Source organism: Paramagnetospirillum caucaseum (assembly GCF_000342045.1).
GTDB lineage: Bacteria > Pseudomonadota > Alphaproteobacteria > Rhodospirillales > Magnetospirillaceae > Phaeospirillum > Phaeospirillum caucaseum.
On sequence record NZ_AONQ01000081.1, the window covers coordinates 1 to 17,493 of the forward strand.

The 17,493-nt window shown below is 67.0% G+C and carries 15 protein-coding genes and 1 tRNA gene; 12 read left to right on the forward strand and 4 right to left on the reverse strand.

The genetic code is table 11. From position 1 onward, the window contains the following. Window positions 1–260: hypothetical protein (locus tag H261_RS25535; protein ID WP_008621117.1), on the forward strand; the 260-nt coding region annotated here is incomplete at its 5' end. Between the two features lie 96 nt (window positions 261–356). Here the strand turns inward: H261_RS25535 and H261_RS19810 are convergent. Together H261_RS19810 and H261_RS19815 are read right to left on the reverse strand one after the other, a co-directional pair. Beyond that, window positions 357–995, reverse strand: a complete 639-nt coding sequence (locus H261_RS19810) for an MlaC/ttg2D family ABC transporter substrate-binding protein (protein WP_008621119.1) — start codon at window positions 993–995, stop codon at window positions 357–359. Window positions 996–1,018: 23 nt separating this feature from the next. After that, window positions 1,019–1,831 carry an MlaA family lipoprotein gene (locus H261_RS19815; protein ID WP_008621121.1) on the reverse strand — a complete coding sequence of 271 codons (813 nt, stop codon included), beginning with the start codon at window positions 1,829–1,831 and terminating at the stop codon, window positions 1,019–1,021. Between the two features lie 282 nt (window positions 1,832–2,113). Between H261_RS19815 and H261_RS19820 the strand changes: the two genes are divergently transcribed. From H261_RS19820 to H261_RS19860, 9 genes are all read left to right on the forward strand, one after another. Continuing rightward, window positions 2,114–3,073 carry an ArsR/SmtB family transcription factor gene (locus H261_RS19820; RefSeq protein ID WP_008621123.1) on the forward strand — a complete coding sequence of 320 codons (960 nt, stop codon included), beginning with the start codon at window positions 2,114–2,116 and terminating at the stop codon, window positions 3,071–3,073. Continuing rightward, window positions 3,070–3,960, forward strand: a complete 891-nt coding sequence (metF, locus tag H261_RS19825) for a methylenetetrahydrofolate reductase (protein ID WP_008621141.1) — start codon at window positions 3,070–3,072, stop codon at window positions 3,958–3,960. The genes H261_RS19820 and metF overlap by 4 nt, the downstream gene beginning before the upstream one ends. A gap of 63 nt (window positions 3,961–4,023) precedes the next feature. Then, window positions 4,024–4,455 (forward strand): endonuclease domain-containing protein, encoded by a 432-nt coding sequence (locus H261_RS19830; RefSeq protein WP_008621142.1) that lies wholly within the window; start codon window positions 4,024–4,026, stop codon window positions 4,453–4,455. Next, entirely contained in the window at window positions 4,452–7,925 is a 3,474-nt protein-coding gene (metH, locus tag H261_RS19835) for a methionine synthase (RefSeq protein WP_008621143.1), read from the forward strand. The genes H261_RS19830 and metH overlap by 4 nt, the downstream gene beginning before the upstream one ends. A gap of 77 nt (window positions 7,926–8,002) precedes the next feature. Then, window positions 8,003–8,088, forward strand: a tRNA-Leu gene (locus tag H261_RS19840). Window positions 8,089–8,231: 143 nt separating this feature from the next. Then, window positions 8,232–8,477, forward strand: coding sequence for a type II toxin-antitoxin system Phd/YefM family antitoxin (locus tag H261_RS19845; protein ID WP_008621144.1), 246 nt, complete (start codon window positions 8,232–8,234; stop codon window positions 8,475–8,477). After that, window positions 8,477–8,887: a type II toxin-antitoxin system VapC family toxin gene (locus H261_RS19850; protein ID WP_008621145.1), complete on the forward strand. Its 411-nt coding sequence runs from the start codon at window positions 8,477–8,479 to the stop codon at window positions 8,885–8,887. The genes H261_RS19845 and H261_RS19850 overlap by 1 nt, the downstream gene beginning before the upstream one ends. A 144-nt stretch (window positions 8,888–9,031) precedes the next feature. Further along, entirely contained in the window at window positions 9,032–9,916 is an 885-nt protein-coding gene (locus H261_RS19855) for an MYG1 family protein (RefSeq protein WP_008621146.1), read from the forward strand. A 6-nt stretch (window positions 9,917–9,922) separates the two neighbouring features. After that, window positions 9,923–10,621, forward strand: a complete 699-nt coding sequence (locus H261_RS19860; RefSeq protein WP_008621148.1) for a DUF7168 domain-containing protein — start codon at window positions 9,923–9,925, stop codon at window positions 10,619–10,621. 7 nt (window positions 10,622–10,628) lie between these two features. Here H261_RS19860 and addB read toward each other — a convergent pair whose 3' ends face one another. Further along, entirely contained in the window at window positions 10,629–13,547 is a 2,919-nt protein-coding gene (gene addB / locus H261_RS19865; RefSeq protein ID WP_008621151.1) for a double-strand break repair protein AddB, read from the reverse strand. Window positions 13,548–13,722: 175 nt separating this feature from the next. Between addB and H261_RS19870 the strand changes: the two genes are divergently transcribed. Beyond that, complete coding sequence (locus tag H261_RS19870) at window positions 13,723–13,986, forward strand: type II toxin-antitoxin system Phd/YefM family antitoxin (protein WP_008621154.1); 264 nt, start codon at window positions 13,723–13,725, stop codon at window positions 13,984–13,986. Continuing rightward, window positions 13,986–14,390: a type II toxin-antitoxin system VapC family toxin gene (locus H261_RS19875; RefSeq protein ID WP_008621156.1), complete on the forward strand. Its 405-nt coding sequence runs from the start codon at window positions 13,986–13,988 to the stop codon at window positions 14,388–14,390. Before H261_RS19870 ends, H261_RS19875 begins: the two co-directional genes overlap by 1 nt. Window positions 14,391–14,642: 252 nt before the next feature. On the opposite strand, the gene H261_RS19880 is transcribed toward H261_RS19875, so the two are convergent. Beyond that, window positions 14,643–17,480 carry a cadherin-like domain-containing protein gene (locus tag H261_RS19880; RefSeq protein WP_040476951.1) on the reverse strand — a complete coding sequence of 946 codons (2,838 nt, stop codon included), beginning with the start codon at window positions 17,478–17,480 and terminating at the stop codon, window positions 14,643–14,645. Between the last annotated feature and the right edge of the window lie 13 nt (window positions 17,481–17,493).

The window sequence follows — 17,493 nt, forward strand, 5'->3', positions numbered from 1 at the left end:
TGATCTCGTCGGCGCAGATCGGGTCGCTGACCGCCACCCAGGTGGCGGCACTGGGCTCCACCGGCGTGGCGGGGCTCTCCACCAGCCAGATCGACGGCCTGACCGCCACCCTGATGGCGGCCATCGCCACCACCGGCGTGGCTCTGCTGACCACCACCCAGATCCTGTCGCTGAACGGGACGCAGGCGTCGGCATTCACCTCCGCCCAGGTGGCGGCCATGAGCAGCACCCAGATCGACAGCCTGGTGACGTTGCTTTGAGCCCCTGAAAGAGGGGTTTTGAGCCCATGAAAAAGGGCCGGACCTCCGATCCGACGCGATCGGCGGCCCGGCCCCTGATGGGCTGGTCGGAAGGGCTCAGTTGGCCTTGGTGGCGCCCTTGCCGGCCGACTGCATCTCGGCGATCTTGGTGCGCATGGCGCCCAGCAGGCCGTCGATCTTGCCGCCGTTGGCCTGAATCACCGCCGCGTATTCGTTGCGGTAGGTGATGGCCATGGAGGCGCCTTCGACCACCAGATCGACGACCCGGAGGTCGGCCTCACCCTTCTTCAGCTTCCACTGCAGATTGATGGGTGTCTGGCGGTCGCGTTCGACCTTGGACTCGACGACGATGCCGCCGCCGTCGGTGGCGGCATTGGTCACCACGTGGCGCAGGTCGCCGCCGTAATCCTTGAAGCGGGTCGCCCAGGTCAGCACCACGATCTCCTCGAAGGCCTTGAGGAAGTCCTGCTGCTGCTCCGGCGTGGCGGCACGCCAATGCCGGCCGAGCACGAACTTGCCGATCTCGGGCAGATCGACGTCGGTGGTGAACTGGGTGCGGAAGCGCTGGTTGCGCTCGGCATCGGAAATCCCCTTGGCCGTCATGGTTTCCATGGCGGTACCGGCCAATTGCGAGACGAAGACCTTGGGGTCGGCCTCGGCGGCGGCGATGGGGGTGAAGGCAAGGCCGAGAAAGGATCCGACCAGGGCGGCAAGAAGGAAACGGCGGGTCATCATTGTCTTGTCAGGCCTATGGAATGTCACTGCGCCGACTGGGAAAGCTCTTCACCCTTGGAGGTGCGGGACAACCCCGGGGCCGGGATCTTCTCCCCGCCGCCGCGGCCGTTCTTGATCTCCGAGGAGCGGTGCTGGCGGTAGAGCGAGCGCAGCGAGGCGTAGTAGTCGAGCGAGGTCCGTTCGATCTCGTCCAGGGTGTCGAGCAGCCCCTCGCGCTTGTCCAGGCCGGTCAGGCCCATGCGGGTGTAGGAGATGTACTCCTTGCCCATGTTGGCCATGGCCAGGTCGAAGGGGTCGGCGAACATCTCGGCCACCAAGCCGACGGTGTCGCGGGGATTGGACGGCCCGAAGATGGGCAGCATCAGGAACGGCCCCTCGCCCACGCCCCACACCGCCAGGGTCTGGCCGAAATCCTCCTCGTGCGGGGGGATGCCGGCCGGGGTGGCCACGTCGATGAAGCCGCCCAGGCCAAAGGTGGTATTCAGCATGGCGCGGAAGAAGGTCTGCACCGCGCGGTCGGTCTCGCCCTGCAGCACGTCGTTGGCGAAGGTCAGCGGGCTGTTCAGGTTGGTCAGGATGTTGTGCACCCTTTCCCGCCCGAACTTCGGCATGACGGCGCGATAGCCCTCGGCCGCCGGCTTGATGGCGTATTTGTCGGCGGCGCGGTTGAAGTCGAAGACCGCGCGGTTCATGGGCTCCAGCGGATCGTTGACCTGCTCCCACTCGGCGACCGCCTCCTTGTCGTCGGCGGGCGGAGGCGTGGCGCAGCCGGCGACCAGCGCCAGGGCGAGCACGGGGGCGACAAGGCGGGCGATGGTCCGGCGCGAGGCATTCATGGGCTGCGTACCTTCTGTACCTTACGATCAACAAAAAGGGCGCGCCGGAGCGCCGCCCGCGGGTCGGGAGCCACTCGCCCCCCAATATTCCGAGGTATCACAGTCCCGGCCTAATGGCTAGAGGGGAAAGGGAAATTTGCCTCCCGCCCGCCGGTTGGTGTGGCAATCGCGCATCATCAAGCGAACACCCTATGCCCCCATTCCGGCCGGGGGCAATCAACGCTTCATATCCGCATAAAGATATGTTTATATGTTTTCCGGACATAAACGGGAGCCCCTGTGGTGGAAACCTTGCTGACGGGATTGCGCGCCGCCGCCGAGCCGACCAGGCTTCGGCTGCTGCATCTGCTTGCCCAGGGCGAGTTGACCGTCACCGAGATCACCCAGATCCTGGGGCAAAGCCAGCCGCGCGTCTCGCGCCATCTGAAGCTGATGTGCGAGGCCGGGCTGCTCGACCGCTTCCCCGAGGGCGCCTGGGTGTTCTACCGCCTGGCGGCCAAGGGGCGCGGCGGCGCCGTGGCGCGGCGCCTGCTGGACCTGCTGCCCGAGGGCGACCAGACCCTGACGCTGGATCAGCAGCGCCTGTCGGCCATCCGCGCCGTGCGCGTCGACAAGGCCCAGGCCTATTTCAGCGACAACGCCTCGCGCTGGGACGAGATCCGCTCTCTGCAGGTGGACGAGGCCGAGGTGGAAAAGGCCCTGGCCGCCGTGTTCGCCGGCCGCCGGGTCCATGACCTGGTGGACATGGGCACCGGCACCGGACGGGTGCTGGAGGTGCTGGCCCCCCATGTGGAACGTGCCGTCGGCATCGATCTGTCGCGCGAAATGCTGTCCATCGCCCGCACCAACCTGGAACGCCTGTGCCTGAGCAACTGCATGGTCCGCCAGGGCGACATCGCCCAGTTGCCGCTGCCCGCCGCCAGCGCCGACGCGGTGACCATCCACCAGGTGCTGCATTATGCCACCGACCCCGGCGCCCTGGTGGCCGAGGCCGCCCGCGTGCTGGAACCCGGCGGGACCCTGGCCATCGTCGATTTCGCCCCCCACGGCGAGGAATCCCTGCGCGACCAGCACGCCCACCGCCGCTTAGGCTTCGAAGATGCCGAGGTCGAGGGCTGGCTCAGGACCGCCGGGCTGGAGCCCGCCCCCGTCTTCCGCCTGCCCGGCAAGCCCTTGACCGTGGTGGTCTGGACCGCCCAGAAACCCTATCCGCACATCACCTCCACAGGAGCGACGCGTTGAGTCTCCCCCGTTCCGAGCTGCCTATCGCCGCCGCCAGCCGCCAGCCGGTCAGCGTCTCGTTCGAGTTTTTCCCCCCCAAGACCGACAAGATGCAGCAATCGCTGTGGGAGTGCATCGAACGCCTCGCCCCGCTGGCGCCGCAATTCGTCTCGGTGACCTACGGGGCCGGCGGCACGACGCGCGAGCGCACCCACGAGACCGTGGTGCGCATCGCCCGCGAGACCCGGCTCAAGCCCGCCGCCCACCTGACCTGCGTCGGCCATGCCAAGGGCGAGGTGGACGACATCGCCCGGCGCTATTGGGACGAGGGCATCCGCCACATCGTCGCCCTGCGCGGCGACATGCCCGAGGGCGGGGCCTATGTCGCCCACCCCGAGGGCTATGCCTATGCCGCCGATCTAGTGGCCGGCCTGAAGCGCATCGCCGATTTCGAGATTTCGGTGGCCGCTTATCCCGAGACCCATCCCGACGCGCCGTCGGCCGGGTTCGACCTGGACAACCTGAAGCGCAAGATCGATGCCGGAGCCAGCCGGGCCATCAGCCAGTACTTCTTCGATCCGGCGGTGTTCCTGGCCTTCCGCGAGCGCACCGCCCGGGCCGGCATCACCGTGCCGATCCTGCCCGGTATCCTGCCGGTGACCAATTTCGCCCAGGTGCAGAAATTCTCCGCCGCCTGCGGCGCCAGCATTCCCGGCTGGATGGCCGATCTGTTCCAGGGACTGGACGACGACCCCGAGACGCGGCGCCTGGTGGCCGCCACCATGGCCGCCGAGCAGTGCCGCATCCTGGCCGCCGAGGGGGTGGAGCAGTTCCACTTCTACACCCTCAACCGCGCCGACCTCGCCTATGCCATCAGCCACATCCTGGGCGTGCGGCCGAAGGGGTGAAGAGATATCCCCCTCCCTCGCCCGCTTGCGGGAGAGGGAGGGCTGGGGAGGGTGAGGGCCGAGATGGTAACGTGGAAGCCGAAATCGGTTATCACAAAGGCTCGCAGCCTTCGGTCGGAGCGCGCCACCGAGGTGGAGAAACTGCTGTGGCGGCACCTTCGCGCCGGGCAACTGGGCGGAGCGAAATTCAGGCGTCAACACCCGTTCGGGGCTTACATTCTTGATTTTGTCAGTCTGGAAGCCCGGCTGGTGGTTGAATTGGACGGCGGCCAACATGCCGACGAGACGCAGGCGGCCTATGATGGCCGACGGACAAAGTACCTGGAGGACGAAGGATTCGTCGTCCTGCGGTTTTGGAACAACGATGTGACGGAAAACGTGATGGGGGTGCTGGAGACTATCCTGACCACCCTGACATCCAGGCCCTCACCCCCCGGCCCCCTCTCCCGCAAGCGGGCGAGGGGGAGTGCGCCAGACATGGAAAGCGAAACATGACCAACATTCTCGACCATCTCTCCCAACGCGTTCTCCTGTGCGACGGCGGCACCGGCGCCCTGGTCCAGGCCATGAACCTCAACGTGGAGAAGGACTTCCTGGGGCTGGAGAACTGCACCGAGATCCTGGTCAAGTCGCGGCCCGACGTGATCCGCTCCATCCACGAGCGCTATTTCGAGGCGGGCGCCGACATGGTGGAGGCCGACACCTTCGGGGCCTCGCCCATCACCCTGGCCGAATTCGGCATCGCCGAGCGGGCGCACGAACTCAACCAGGCGGCCATCGAGCTGGCCTGGGAGGCCGCCGAGCGGTTCAAGGGCGACGGCCGCGCCCGCTTCGTCCTCGGGGCCATCGGGCCGGGCACCAAGCTGCCCTCGCTCGGCCATATCGGCTATGACGAGTTGGAGGCCGCCTACGTGATCCAGGCGGCGGGCCAGATTGCCGGCGGCGTCTCGGCCTTCCTGGTGGAGACCTGCCAGGACCCGTTGCAGATCAAGGCAGCCGTCAACGGCTGCAAGATCGCCAACACCGCCGCCGGCACCGACGTGCCGGTCTTTGTCCAGGTGACGGTGGAGACCACCGGCACCTTGCTGGTGGGCGCCGACATCGCCGCCGCCGCCACCGTGGTGCAGTCCCTGGGCGTGCCGCTGATGGGCCTCAACTGCGCCGCCGGGCCGCAGGAGATGGGCGAGCACTTCAAGTGGCTGATCGACAACTGGACCGGCTTCGTCTCCATCCAGCCCAATGCCGGCCTGCCCGAGCTGGTGGACGGCCAGACCCGCTATCCCCTGCTGCCGGCCGAACTGGCGGTGTGGCACGAACGCTTCGTGGCCGCCGGCGCCAACCTGCTGGGCGGCTGCTGCGGCACCACCCCGCCCCACATCAGCGCCACCAACGAGATGCTGAAGCGCATCGGCGCCGGTTCCCGTCCCGCGCCGGTCAAGCGCACCGTCCATTGGGTGCCCTCGGTGGCGTCGCTCTACACCCAGGTGCCGCTCAAGCAGGAAAACGCCTTCCTGTCCATCGGCGAGCGCTGCAACGCCAACGGCTCGAAGAAGTTCCGCGATCTCCAGGATGCCGAGGACTGGGACGGCATCACCGCCATCGCCCGCGAGCAGGTCAAGGAGGGCAGCCACACGCTGGACGTCTGCACCGCCTTCGTCGGCCGCAACGAGGTCGCCGATATGACCGAGGTGGTGTCGCGCCTGCGCGGCGCGGTCACCACGCCGCTGGTCATCGATTCTACCGAACTGCCGGTGCTGGAGGCCGGTCTCAAGCTCTATGGCGGCAAGGCCATCCTCAACTCCATCAATTTCGAGAACGGCGAGAAGGATGCCGCCGACCGGCTGGTGCTCGCCCGCAAGTTCGGCGCCGCCGTGGTGGCGCTGACCATCGACGAAGACGGCATGGCAAAGGATGCGGCGTCGAAGCTGCGCATCGCCAGGCGGCTGTATGATTTCGCGGTGAACAAGTATGGCCTGCCGGCCTCCGACCTGCTGTTCGATCCCCTGACCTTCACCATCTGCACCGGCAACGAGGACGACCGCAAGCTGGCGGTGGAAACCCTCGACGCCATCGAGATGATCGTCAAGGACATGCCCGAATGCGGCATCGTGCTCGGCCTGTCCAACGTCTCCTTCGGCTTAAAGCCGGCGGCGCGCCAGGTGCTGAACTCGGTGTTCATCGACCACGCCATCAAGCGCGGCATGACCGGGGCCATCGTCCACGTCTCCAAGATCGTGCCGCTGCACACCCTGCCCGAGGAAGAGGTCAAGGCCGCCGAGGACCTGATCTATGACCGCGACCCGCAGGCGCTGTCGCGCTACATCGCCCTGTTCGGCGACCGCAAGGCCGCCGAGATCAAGAAGGAGCGCCCGGCCAAGGCCGAGGATCGCCTGAAGAGCCGCATCATCGATGGCGACCGCACCGGGCTGGAGGATGACCTCGCCCAGGTGATGGCCGAGGGCTGGAAGCCCTTGGACATCATCAATACCCTGTTGCTGGACGGCATGAAGGTGGTGGGCGAGCTGTTCGGCTCGGGCAAGATGCAGCTGCCCTTCGTGCTGCAATCGGCGGAGACCATGAAGGCCTCGGTCTCCTTCCTCGAGCCCCACATGGAAAAGGCCGACGGGCAGCAAAAGGCTACCATGGTGCTGGCCACGGTCAAGGGCGACGTCCACGACATCGGCAAGAACCTGGTGGACATCATCCTGACCAACAACGGCTACAAGGTGATCAATATCGGCATCAAGCAGCCGGTGGCCGAGATCATCAAGGCCGCCAGGGAGCACAAGGCCGACGCCATCGGCATGTCCGGCCTGCTGGTCAAGTCCACGGTGATCATGCGCGAGAACCTGGAGGAAATGACCAATGCCGGAATCGACGTGCCCGTCCTGCTGGGCGGCGCGGCGCTGACGCGCAAGTATGTGGAGGAGGATTGCGCCAAGGCCTACGGCTCGGGCCGGGTGGCCTATGCGCGGGATGCCTTCGACGGCCTCGACCTGATGGCCAAGGTGGCCGACGGTTCCTTCGACGACCACGTGGCGGCCAAGGCGGCCAACCCACACCGCCCCGGCTCGCCGTCGCGCACCCTGGGCGAGGCGGCCCAGCCCGCCACCCGCCCCGTCGACTGGGACGAGATCAATCTGCGCCGCGCCGAACTGCATAAGGACGTGCCGGCGCCGGTGCCACCGTTCTGGGGCGCCCGGGTGATCGAATCGGCGCCCTTACAGAACCTGATCCCCTTCCTCAACGAGACCATGCTCTACCAGTTCCACTGGGGCTACCGGAAGCAGGGCAAGTCCATCGAGGAGTTCAAGACCTGGGCGCATAAGGAACTGAAGCCCATCGCGCTCGACATGCTCAAGCGCTGCGCCAAGGAGGAGATCCTGCGGCCCCAGGCGGCCTACGGCTACTGGAAGGCGGCCAGCGACGGCGATTCCGTCGTGCTGTTCGCCGAGGACGGCAAGACCGAGGTGGCCCGTTTCCCCTTCCCGCGCCAGGCCAAGGAGGGGGGCTTGTGCATCGCCGATTTCTTCCGTCCCGTGGGCGACCCGGTCCGCGACGTCATCGGCCTGCAGGTGGTGACCATGGGCAAGCGCGCCACCGAGGTGGCGAGCGACTGGTTCAAGGCCGACAAGTACCAGGACTATCTCTACCTGCACGGCCTGTCGGTGGAGATGGCCGAGGCCATGGCGGAATACGTCCACAAGCGCATCCGCTCGGAACTGGGCTTCGCCGCCGAGGATGCCGCCGACATGGATAAGCTGTTGAAGCAGACCTATCGCGGCTCGCGCTTCTCGTTCGGCTATCCCGCCTGCCCGCGCGTCGAGGACCAGACCCAGCTGCTGGCCCTGCTGGGGGCGGAGCGTATCGGCGTGACGCTGTCCGAGGAATTCCAGCTGGAGCCGGAGCAAAGCACCTCGGCCATCGTCACCGTGCATCCGCAGGCCAAGTATTTCAGCGTGTAGAAACGGCAAGGGGCGGCGACGGAAATCCGTTGACCGCCCCTCCGCACCCGCTATGATCCCGCCACCATTCTTGCGGTGCCCCAGTGGCGGAATGGTAGACGCGGCAGACTCAAAATCTGTTGCCGGCAACGGCGTGCTGGTTCGAGTCCGGCCTGGGGCACCAACACCTCTCAGCGGCCTGTCAATGGCCGCGTGATCTCTGGTGCAATTCACCTGCCCATTCAGCTCGCGCTTCCGCGCGTCTTGACATCCTTCCCCCGCGCGCCCAGTTTAGACTAGTTGAATTGACCAGTTGGAGGCGCCGTCATGCGTGAAGTCCAGGCATCCGAGGCCAAGACTCACCTTCCCCAACTGCTCGATGATGTCGAGCGGGGGGAGACCTTGATTATCACCCGCCACGGCCGTCCGATCGCCCGGCTCGTGCCCGAGCGGGACCGTCGCCAGGAGGAAGTGGACAAGGCCATCGCCGGCATCGCTCTGCGTCGCCGCGCCGCCGCTTCGGTTACGGTGGCCGACATCCTATCCGCCCGCGACGAAGGCCGCCGCTCCTGATGCCGTTCGCCCTGGATGCTTCCATCACGGCCTGCTGGGTTTTCCACGACGAGGACCACCCGCATGCCGATCTGGCGCTCCAACGGCTGAGGACGGATGAGGCGGTGGCACCCAGCATCTGGTGGTTTGAGGTCCGCAACATCCTAATCGTCAACGAACGGCGCAAGCGTCTGACCGAGGCCGACAGCATCGTTTTTCTTCGCGACCTGTCCCGTCTGGGCATCACTCTTGATCGTTCACCCCAGGAATCCGAGGTGCTTCGCCTCGCCCGGCTCCATCGTCTGTCGGTGTATGACGCCGCCTATCTGGAACTGGCTCAGCGCAACGGCATTGCCCTGGCGACGCTGGATGCGGACCTCATCCGCGCCGCTCGAGCCGAAGCGATGATACTGATCGGTGAGGGCGGTTGAACCCGGCGGACGGCAAAAACTGACCCGGGCAGACCGGTTCTCACCCTTGACCGCCACGACGCACCATCTCACTTTTCGTGGGTTGCGGGGCGGCGTCGGCCGCCTTTTTCCTTTTCAGCCCCCAGACACGGACCGAGAACCCAAATGCTGAAGGTTGCCACCCATAACGGAACGTTCCACGCCGACGACGTCTTCGCGTTCGCCATCCTGCGCGCCGCCGCCGGCGGCCGGATCGAGTTGGCCCGCTCGCGCGACCGGCAGGACTGGGACGCGGCGGCGGTGGTGTTCGATGTGGGCGGAATCTACGACCGCGAGGCGCGGCGCTACGACCACCACATGCGCGACAAGCCGCTGCGCCCCAACGGCGAGCCCTACAGCTCGGCCGGACTGGTCTGGCGGGATTTCGGAGCGGCGGTCATCGGCCACATGCTCCCCGAGGCCCCGGCCGACGCCATCGCCCGGATGGTCGAAAGGGTCGATGCCGGGCTGGTCCGCGACGTTGATCTGATGGACAACGGGGCCATGACGCCCAATCCGGGGCACTTCTCCACGGTCATCGAAGCCTTCAACGCCACCTTCGTCGAGGACGGGCGCGACGAGAACGCCGCCTTCCTGCAGGCCGCCGACATCGCCGCCCTGGTGCTGGAACGGGCCTGCGCCCGGGCATACGCCGCCGTCCGGGCGGAAGCTGTCGTGGCGGAAGCGGCCCGATGCGCCGAAGATGCCAGGATCGTCGTCCTGGACAGCCGAATTCCCTGGGAGGACGCCATCCATGACCTGGGGCTGGACGCGGCGCTCTACGTGGTCCGCCCGGCGGGCGCCGCCTGGACGTGCAGCGCCGTGCCGCCCGAGCGGGGCTCCTTCGCCCAGCGCCATCCCCTGCCCGAGGCCTGGGGCGGCCTGCGGGACGCGGATTTTGCCGCGCTGACCGGCATTTCCGACGCCACCTTCTGTCATCCGGCGCTGTTCGTCTGCGGCGCGCAATCCCGCGAGGGGGCGGTGGCCCTGGCGCGGCTGGCGGCGGGCTAGGATCGCATGGCCACCGGCCTCGACAAGCTGAAGGGCCGCCTGCAGGCGCTGCGGGCCAAGACCACCGCCAACGGCTGCACCGAGGAGGAAGCCCTGGCGGCGGCGGCCAAGGTCGCCCAACTCCTCGACCAGCATGACCTGTCCCTCAGCGACCTGGAAATCCGCCAGGAGCTTTGCGAGAAATCGGTCATCGACACGAGGCGCAAGCAGCGCCAGCCCGTCTCGGCCTGCGTGCCGGCCATCGCCGAGTATTGCGATTGCAAGGTCTGGCTGGAGAAGGACGAGAGCGGCATCCGCTACGTCTTCTTTGGGCTGCGCCCCAGCATCGAGATGGCCCATTACGTCTATGATGTGGTCGTGTCGGCCATGCAGGGCGGATGGGAGAGCTACGTCCGTAGCCAGAAGGTCATCCGCCGTCGCCGCGACGAGAAGGGCTCGTTCCAGTTCGGCATGGCGGTTTCCATCGCCGAGAAACTGACGGCGATGAAGGCCGAACGGGACGAAGCCAACCGGCGCGGTTCCGGCCGCGACCTGGTGGTGGTCCGCCACGCCGTCGTCGAGGCCGAGTACGAAAGGCTGAACCTCAACCTGCGCCGGGGCCGCGCTTCGGGCAAGACGGTCGAGGCCTCGGCGTTCCAGGCCGGCCATACGGCGGGCCAGTCCCTGGCCCTGCGGCCCGGCGTGCCGGGCAGGCGCGGAAAATAAGGAAAGCCTATTCCTCCGCGTCGCCGCCGCTGGCCCATTCCCGCACCCGGGCCAAGTGCAGGTAGTCGGAGTATTTGGGGGCGTGCTCGGGATGGGGGCGCGCCGCATAGGGCGTCGCCGGGTCGTCGAACACCGCCACCAGGGCCTGCAGCCCCTCCAGCGCCTCTTCGGCCAGGGTGACGGCGTCGCCGCCCGCCGGGCGCTCCTCGCCGCCCGCCGCCCCGCCCTTGAGATGCCAGTAGAGCAGCTCCGACACCTCGGCCGCCCCCACGCCGCCGAAGCCGCCGTGGCGGGCGATCACCGCCTCCAGCGGCAATTGCGGCGCGAAGCCGGCCGCCACCTCGCGCGGCCGGGGCGGCGTGCCGGTCTTGTAGTCGATCAGCGCCAGACTGCCGTCCGCCATCTCGTCGATGCGGTCGGCCTTGGCGGTCAGGGTGAAGGGGCCGCCGGGCGCGGCGATCTCCAGACTGCCGCCCGCCTCGGCATGGACTTCCCGCACCGCGTGGCGCCGCCCCCGCTCCTTGGCCGCCACCCAGCGGGCCACGGATTCGAAACGCGGCCACCAGAAGGCCCACAGGGCGGGCGAGGTCGCCTTGGCCTCGAACACCTGGCGGCCGGCGCGCAGCAGTTCGGCCTCGGGATCGGCGGGAAGGGCGCGCGGCCAGTCCTTGAGGAACAGTTCCAGCGCCTCGTGCACCATGCTGCCGTATTCCGCCGCTCCCGGATCGGCATCGATGGGATCAAGCGCCCGCAGGCGCAGCACGTGCCGGGCGTAGATGGCGTAGGGATCGCGCATCCAGGTCTCGATCTCGGTCACCGACAGCCGCCGGGGCCGCGCCGCCACCGGCGGGGCGGGGGCCGGAATCTCGGGGCGCTTCCAGCTGCCGGGACGGTCGAGCAGGGCGTGCCAATCCAGCCACTGCCCGCCATCCTCGGCGAAATCCAGGCCGCAGCCCTTCATTACCGCGTCGAGGCGCATCAGCCAGCGCGACGGCACGGTGGGGGTGCCGTCCACCCGCAGCGAGCGGCTCAGCACCACGCGCGGCGCGGCGAAGCCCTGGGCGAAATCGTGGGCGGCCAGGCCGATGCGGCGCTCGGGAGGCGCCAGGCCGAAGGCGGCCCGCATGGGGCGGCTCATCCACGGATCGGCCTCGGGCGGGGCCGGCCAGGTGCCTTCGTTGAGCCCGCCCAGGATCAGCAGGTCGGCGTGCTGCAGGCGGGCCTCCAGCGGCCCCCAGATGAACAGGCGGGGATGGTGGTCCCAGGCCGAGCGCACCGCCACCCCGGCCATCACCTCATCGAACAGGGCGGGATAGCAGCGCCCGGCCATGGTGCCCAGGGCGGGCGCGGCGGCGGCCAGTTCGGCGGCGAAGCGGGCGGCGGCCTCGCCGGCCTCGCCCCGCCACAGCCGGGCCGGACCGGGCAGGGCATCGTCGCCGGCCAGCCATTCGGCGAATTCCATGTGGGCGCGCAGCAGCGCGGCCAGACTGGCCTCGTCGGCCGCCAGGCACTCGGCCAGCGCCGCCGCCATGGTTTCCAGGTCGGCCAGCCAGGCGGACAGGCGCGGTTCCGTCACCGCCCGGCGCAATCCCGCCACGCCGGGGGCCGGACGGGGGCCGCGCAGGGCGAGACGCTCCAGCCGGCGGACCAGGGCGCGGAAGGCGGAGGTCTCCATGCCGCCCGCCGCCAGGGGATGCTTGAGGCAGGCCAGCAGGGTGTGGGGGGCGAAGTCCTGGGCCACCATCTCGGCGGCAAGCCGCAGGAAGGCGCCCGGCTCGGAGAGCCCCAGCGGCCGCCCGGCGGAATCGTCGATGCGGATGCCCCAGCGCTCCAACTCGCCCGCCACCCGCCGGGCCAGCCCGCGATCGGGGGTAACCAGGGCGGCGGTGTGGCCGGTCCGGCCCAGTTCGTGCCGCATCATCAGGGCGATGGCCCCGGCCTCCTCGCGCGGCGTCGGCGCGTCGAGCCGCCAGACGCCGTCCAGCACCCGCGGGTCGAGGGCCGGCAGATCGCGCCACGCCTCGCAGGTGGCGGCGGGGCGCAACGCCTCGGCCAGCAGGCGGACCCGGTCCTGGCGCAGATCGGCGTCGGCGGTCAGCGGCCGCACCGCGCGCCGCTCCACCCCGAGGCGGGCCAGCAGGGCCTTCAAGCCGTATTGCGGATGGGCGGGGTCGAGCGCCGCCCACGATTCCCCGTCCATCTCGCGGTCCAGGCCGGCCAGCACCACCCGCCCGGCGGGCAGGCCCGCCACCGCCGCCAGCAGGTCGGCGGTGGCGGGGCGCGAACCGGTGGAGCCGGCGGCGATCACCTTGTGGCGGGGCGGCCTGCTCCGCCAGGCCTCGACCTGGGCCGCCATCACCCGGTTCAGCCGTTCCTCGGGATCGAGCACGCCGCGCTCGGCCAGGATGCGCGGCCACGCCTCGGTGAGGATCTTGAGGAAGTCGAGGGTCAGCTGCCAGTGGCCGGCATAGTCGTCGGGCACCAGCCGGGCCAGGGCGGCGAAATCCAGGCGCTCCACCTGCACGGCATCGAGCAGCTTGGCCAGTTCCGAGGCCAGCCGCACCGCCTGGTCGGGGCTGGGCACGTGCCCCTTCTGGGCCCGGGCCGCCGTCAGGATCAGCCGGGCCAGGATCAGCAGCCGCTCGCAGGGGCTGACCGCCGGCGCCAGATCGAGGGGATCGGCGCCGGACAGCTCCAGTTCCTCCTCGTCCATGTCGCCCAGCGGCCGCAGCCGGGGCAGCAGCAGCGGCCGCCCCCCCGACAGGCGCAGGAAGGCGTCGCTCATGGCGCGACAGGCGCGCCGGGTCGGCAACAGGATCTCCATGTCCGCCAGGGCCAGCGGATCGCCCCCCGCCTCGGCCAGCAGATGAGCGGCCAGGGTGTCGACGAACGCCGCGCCGGGCGGAATGGTGAAGACCGGACTCATGCAATGCCCCCTCGCGAGGCGGCCATTGTCCCTCAATCCCCGCTCACATGCAAAAACTGGCGGACGGCGAAAGGATGGGGAGGGGCGCTGGTTGGCGGCTGACCTTTTCCAACCTCGCTTGACAGCAAGGAGCCGCAGCCCCAGTATCTAGCCAGCTTATCTAGCTAGGATGCAGATGATGCCGGAACCGCGCTGGTCCCTTCAGGATGCCAAGAACAGCTTCAGCGCCGTGGTCGACGCGGCCCTGCACGGACGTCCGCAGACCGTCACCAAGCGGGGCAAGCCCGCCGTCGTCGTCCTCTCCGTCCATGAGTACGAACGGCTGCATCTGCGCCACGATGCGGGGACGCCGTCGTTTGTCGATCATTTGCTGTCCATGCCGCAAGGCGATGCCGAGTTCGAGCGCCGGTCGGTCACACCGCGCGATGTCGATTTCTGATGTTTCTGCTCGACACCGTGGTGCTGTCCGAGTTGCGCAAGCGGGACCGCAATCCGAACGTTATCCGCTGGCTCACCACGGCCCCGGCCGATGACGTCTTCCTGAGCGCGGTGACCATCGGCGAAATCGAACGGGGCGTCGTTCGGCAACGTGCGAAAGACGCCGCCTTTGCCGAGGCACTGGAATCGTGGCTCGACCGCACCATCCAGGTTTATGCCGATCGCATCCTGCCGGTCGATACCCGGGTCGCCCGCAGATGGGGCAGCCTGAGCGCCCGCATCGGCAACGACGGGGCCGATCTGCTGATCGCCGCCACCGCCCTTGAACACGGGTTGACCGTGGTCACCCGGAACACCCGGCATTTCGAACCCACCGGCGTGGCGCTCCTCGATCCGTTTGAATAGAGAGCGATACGCTCCGCCCCCGCCCCCGGGAGGGTCTCGGGCGTCAGGTTCTGTTTGTTGAGGTGCTTCCGGGCTTGGCGCAACGCAGAACAAAGGGGGCGGCGGCCCGCTCGGTCAACCACCTTGCCGCATGAGTGGAGCAGGACGCCTGAGTTCCTGGCATTCCCCAGAACTTAGAAAATTCATTCCGAAAGGAAATTGGCGGAGGGGAAGAGGCTGGCGGAGAACCTTCTCCACCAGCCTCTGTCTTCCTCAATGCCAGTTTGCTGCAATTACCGTGTCCAATTGTTGATGCTGCTGCGTGGTAAGCGCTGCCTGCCCGATGGGCGGCGGCGTCAGCGATGCCATGGCACTGACTAGGTTCTGCACTGCCGAATCGGCCAGGACATGGCCGTCTGCGGTCTGTAGCGTAGAGACATGGTTGGTATTGCTGGCGAACCATCCGGCCACGGTAACGCTATCGCTGGTGCCGATGATCGAAACCTTCAGATCATTGGCCGCCTGTTGGAACCAGAGTTGATCCGTGGCAATGCCGCTGCCGAACAGCAGCTTGTCGCCATCGGCGGCCTGACCGGCATTGTTGATTATATCCTGGCCGCCGCCAGCACCAAACAGATAGGTGTCAGCCCCTACACCGCCAATTAGGGTATCGTTGCCGATCCCACCATCTAGGATGTCGTTGCCGCCAAAGCCAGCCAGCCTTTCACTGAGGGCGCTGCCGGTAATGATGTCGTCGCCGCTGCCGCCATCCCAGGTGTTGACCCCGTACACCTGGGTGTAGACGCCGAGGCCACTGCCATCCTGGTTGGCCGACTGCCAGCTCACCGCAAATCCGCCATTGTTCAGTGCCTGGATCTGGGGTTTGCTCTGGTCTCCGGCGGTGAAGGTGTTGACCAGGAACTCGCCTCCCACCGCTTGGCTGGCGAAGGAGTAGCGCTGGCCATAGACGCCCCAACCGCTACCGTCCTGGAGATTGGACTGCCAGCAGATTACGAAGCCGCCGTCGGACAGGGCAGTGACTGCCTGGGTGGTCTGGTCGTTAGCCGTAGCAGTATTGGCACGGAACTCGCTACCCATCACTTGGCCGGTGGCGGAATAGCGCTGGCCGTACACACCCCAGCTAGAAGAGGTGTCCTGGGTATAGGACTTCCAAGTCACCACGAATCCACCATCGGACAGGCTCGTCACCAATGGGATGCGTTGATCATTGGCTGTGCGAGTATTGACTCGGAACTCGCTTCCCACCGCCTGAGCGTCGGAGGAGTAACGTTGTCCATAGACCCCATAACCACTACCATCTTGGCTGAGCGACGACCACACCACCACGAAACTGCCATCGGTCAGTGCCGTGACTTGATGCTCCCACTGAGAATTGGTGCTATAGGTATTGACTCTGAATTCCCCCCCAAGCGTCTGACCTGAGGCTGAAACGCGTTGGCCGTAAAGCCCATAGGTGGCTCCATCTTGGCCATAGGACGTCCATACCGCTACAAAGCCACCATCGGCCATGGCCACCAACTTCGCATCCTCTTGGAGGCTCGTCGTGTAAGTGTTGAGGCGGAACTCGGCCCCTAAGGCCGTACCATCGGCAGCATAGATTCTGGCATGGACGCCCGTGCTACTCCCGTCTTCGCCGTTGGAAGTACGCGTGATCACGAAGCCACCGCCTACCAGCTTAGTTGCCGAAACCAGAGCCCCGTTTGTCGAGGGGCCGACAACGAACTCGGCGCCCGCCGGCAAACCGTTGGCTAGGTAACGCCGCCCAATGGTCGATGTTCCGACCGAAGAAACCCAAGCCACGATGAAGCCGCCATCGTCCAAGGCGGTTACACCCGGTTGGGAAGAAAGAGATGCCTGATAGGTGGAATTGACGCGGAATTCACCGCCAATTAGCGTGCCGTCAGCACCATAGCGCTGACCGCAGAGGGCGTTGGTACTTCCACCGCCTTGGCCCGTGGAAAGCCACAGTACCACGAAGGTACCGTCTTTCAACATGACCATGGACTGCTTGGTCTGATCCGAGGCTGTATAGGTATTGGCACGTATTTCAGCGCTATCAGCCACCCATCGTGCGTTTACACGCAAAGAAACCGTACCGGTTTCGGTATGGCCGGCGGTATCGGTTGCCCGATAGATGAAGCTGTCGCTGCCGGTGTAGCCCGCCGTGGGCATGTAGGCGTAACTGCCATCGGCACCGAAGGTGACTGTGCCATGAGTGGGAGCATCAAGGGCAACGATACTCAAGGCCCCACCCGTGGTATTAGTGGCAGGCAGCGTGTTTGACAGTAGAGTGTCCCTGCTGGTGGAGCCTTCCGCGTGTTGGACATGCAGCACGTCCAGGTTCACTGTCTTGGTATCGCTACCACCATGGCCGTCGCTTACCGTGTAGGCGAAACTGGCGGGACCATAATAGTTTGCGGACGGAGTGAAGGTTAACGTGCCGTCTGCGTTGAGCACCACCGTGCCGTGGCTGGCCTCACTGACCGAGGCCAAGCTCATGGTATCGCCATCCACGTCGGTGGCTCCGGCCAGCAGGGTGACCATCGAGAACGTCTCACTGCTATTCTCGTTGATGGTGACGCTCTTGTTTAACGCCACCGGGGCGTCGTTGACCGCCACCACGTTCACCGTCACCGTCCTGGTGCTGATGCCGCCCTGGCCGTCATCGACGGTGTAGTCGAAGCTGGCATTGCCGTTGAAGTCTGCATTGGGGGTGAACACCACGTCGCCGTTGACGTCGAGAGCAACCGTGCCGCCCGAAGCGCTGCCCACCGAGGACAGAGTGAGGGCATCGCCGTCCACGTCCGTGGCTCCAACCAGCAGGCTGGACGCCGTGATGGTCAGAGCCGTGTCCTCGTCGGTCGAGACACTCTTGGCCAGGGCCACCGGCGCATCGTTGACCGCCGCCACGTTCATGGTCACCGTCCCGGTGCCGATGCCGCCCTGGCCATCGTCGATGGTGTAGTCGAAGCTGGCGGCTCCGTTGAAATCGGCATCCGGCGTGAACACCACGTCACCGTTGACGTCGATGGAGACGGTGCCGCCCAAAGCGTTGCCGACACCGGACAGGCTCAGGGTATCGCCGTCCACATCGGTGGCTCCC

Bases quoted from the DNA above. Each gene is read 5' to 3' on its own strand.
- H261_RS19810 (WP_008621119.1), bottom strand. From the start codon at position 995: ATGATGACCCGCCGTTTCCTTCTTGCCGCCCTGGTCGGATCCTTTCTC.
- H261_RS19815 (WP_008621121.1), bottom strand. From the start codon at position 1,831: ATGAATGCCTCGCGCCGGACCATCGCCCGCCTTGTCGCCCCCGTGCTC.
- H261_RS19830 (WP_008621142.1), top strand. From the start codon at position 4,024: ATGGTAACGTGGAAGCCGAAATCGGTTATCACAAAGGCTCGCAGCCTT.
- metH (WP_008621143.1), top strand. From the start codon at position 4,452: ATGACCAACATTCTCGACCATCTCTCCCAACGCGTTCTCCTGTGCGAC.
- H261_RS19845 (WP_008621144.1), top strand. From the start codon at position 8,232: ATGCGTGAAGTCCAGGCATCCGAGGCCAAGACTCACCTTCCCCAACTG.
- H261_RS19850 (WP_008621145.1), top strand. From the start codon at position 8,477: ATGCCGTTCGCCCTGGATGCTTCCATCACGGCCTGCTGGGTTTTCCAC.
- H261_RS19855 (WP_008621146.1), top strand. From the start codon at position 9,032: ATGCTGAAGGTTGCCACCCATAACGGAACGTTCCACGCCGACGACGTC.
- H261_RS19860 (WP_008621148.1), top strand. From the start codon at position 9,923: ATGGCCACCGGCCTCGACAAGCTGAAGGGCCGCCTGCAGGCGCTGCGG.
- addB (WP_008621151.1), bottom strand. From the start codon at position 13,547: ATGAGTCCGGTCTTCACCATTCCGCCCGGCGCGGCGTTCGTCGACACC.
- H261_RS19870 (WP_008621154.1), top strand. From the start codon at position 13,723: ATGATGCCGGAACCGCGCTGGTCCCTTCAGGATGCCAAGAACAGCTTC.
- H261_RS19875 (WP_008621156.1), top strand. From the start codon at position 13,986: ATGTTTCTGCTCGACACCGTGGTGCTGTCCGAGTTGCGCAAGCGGGAC.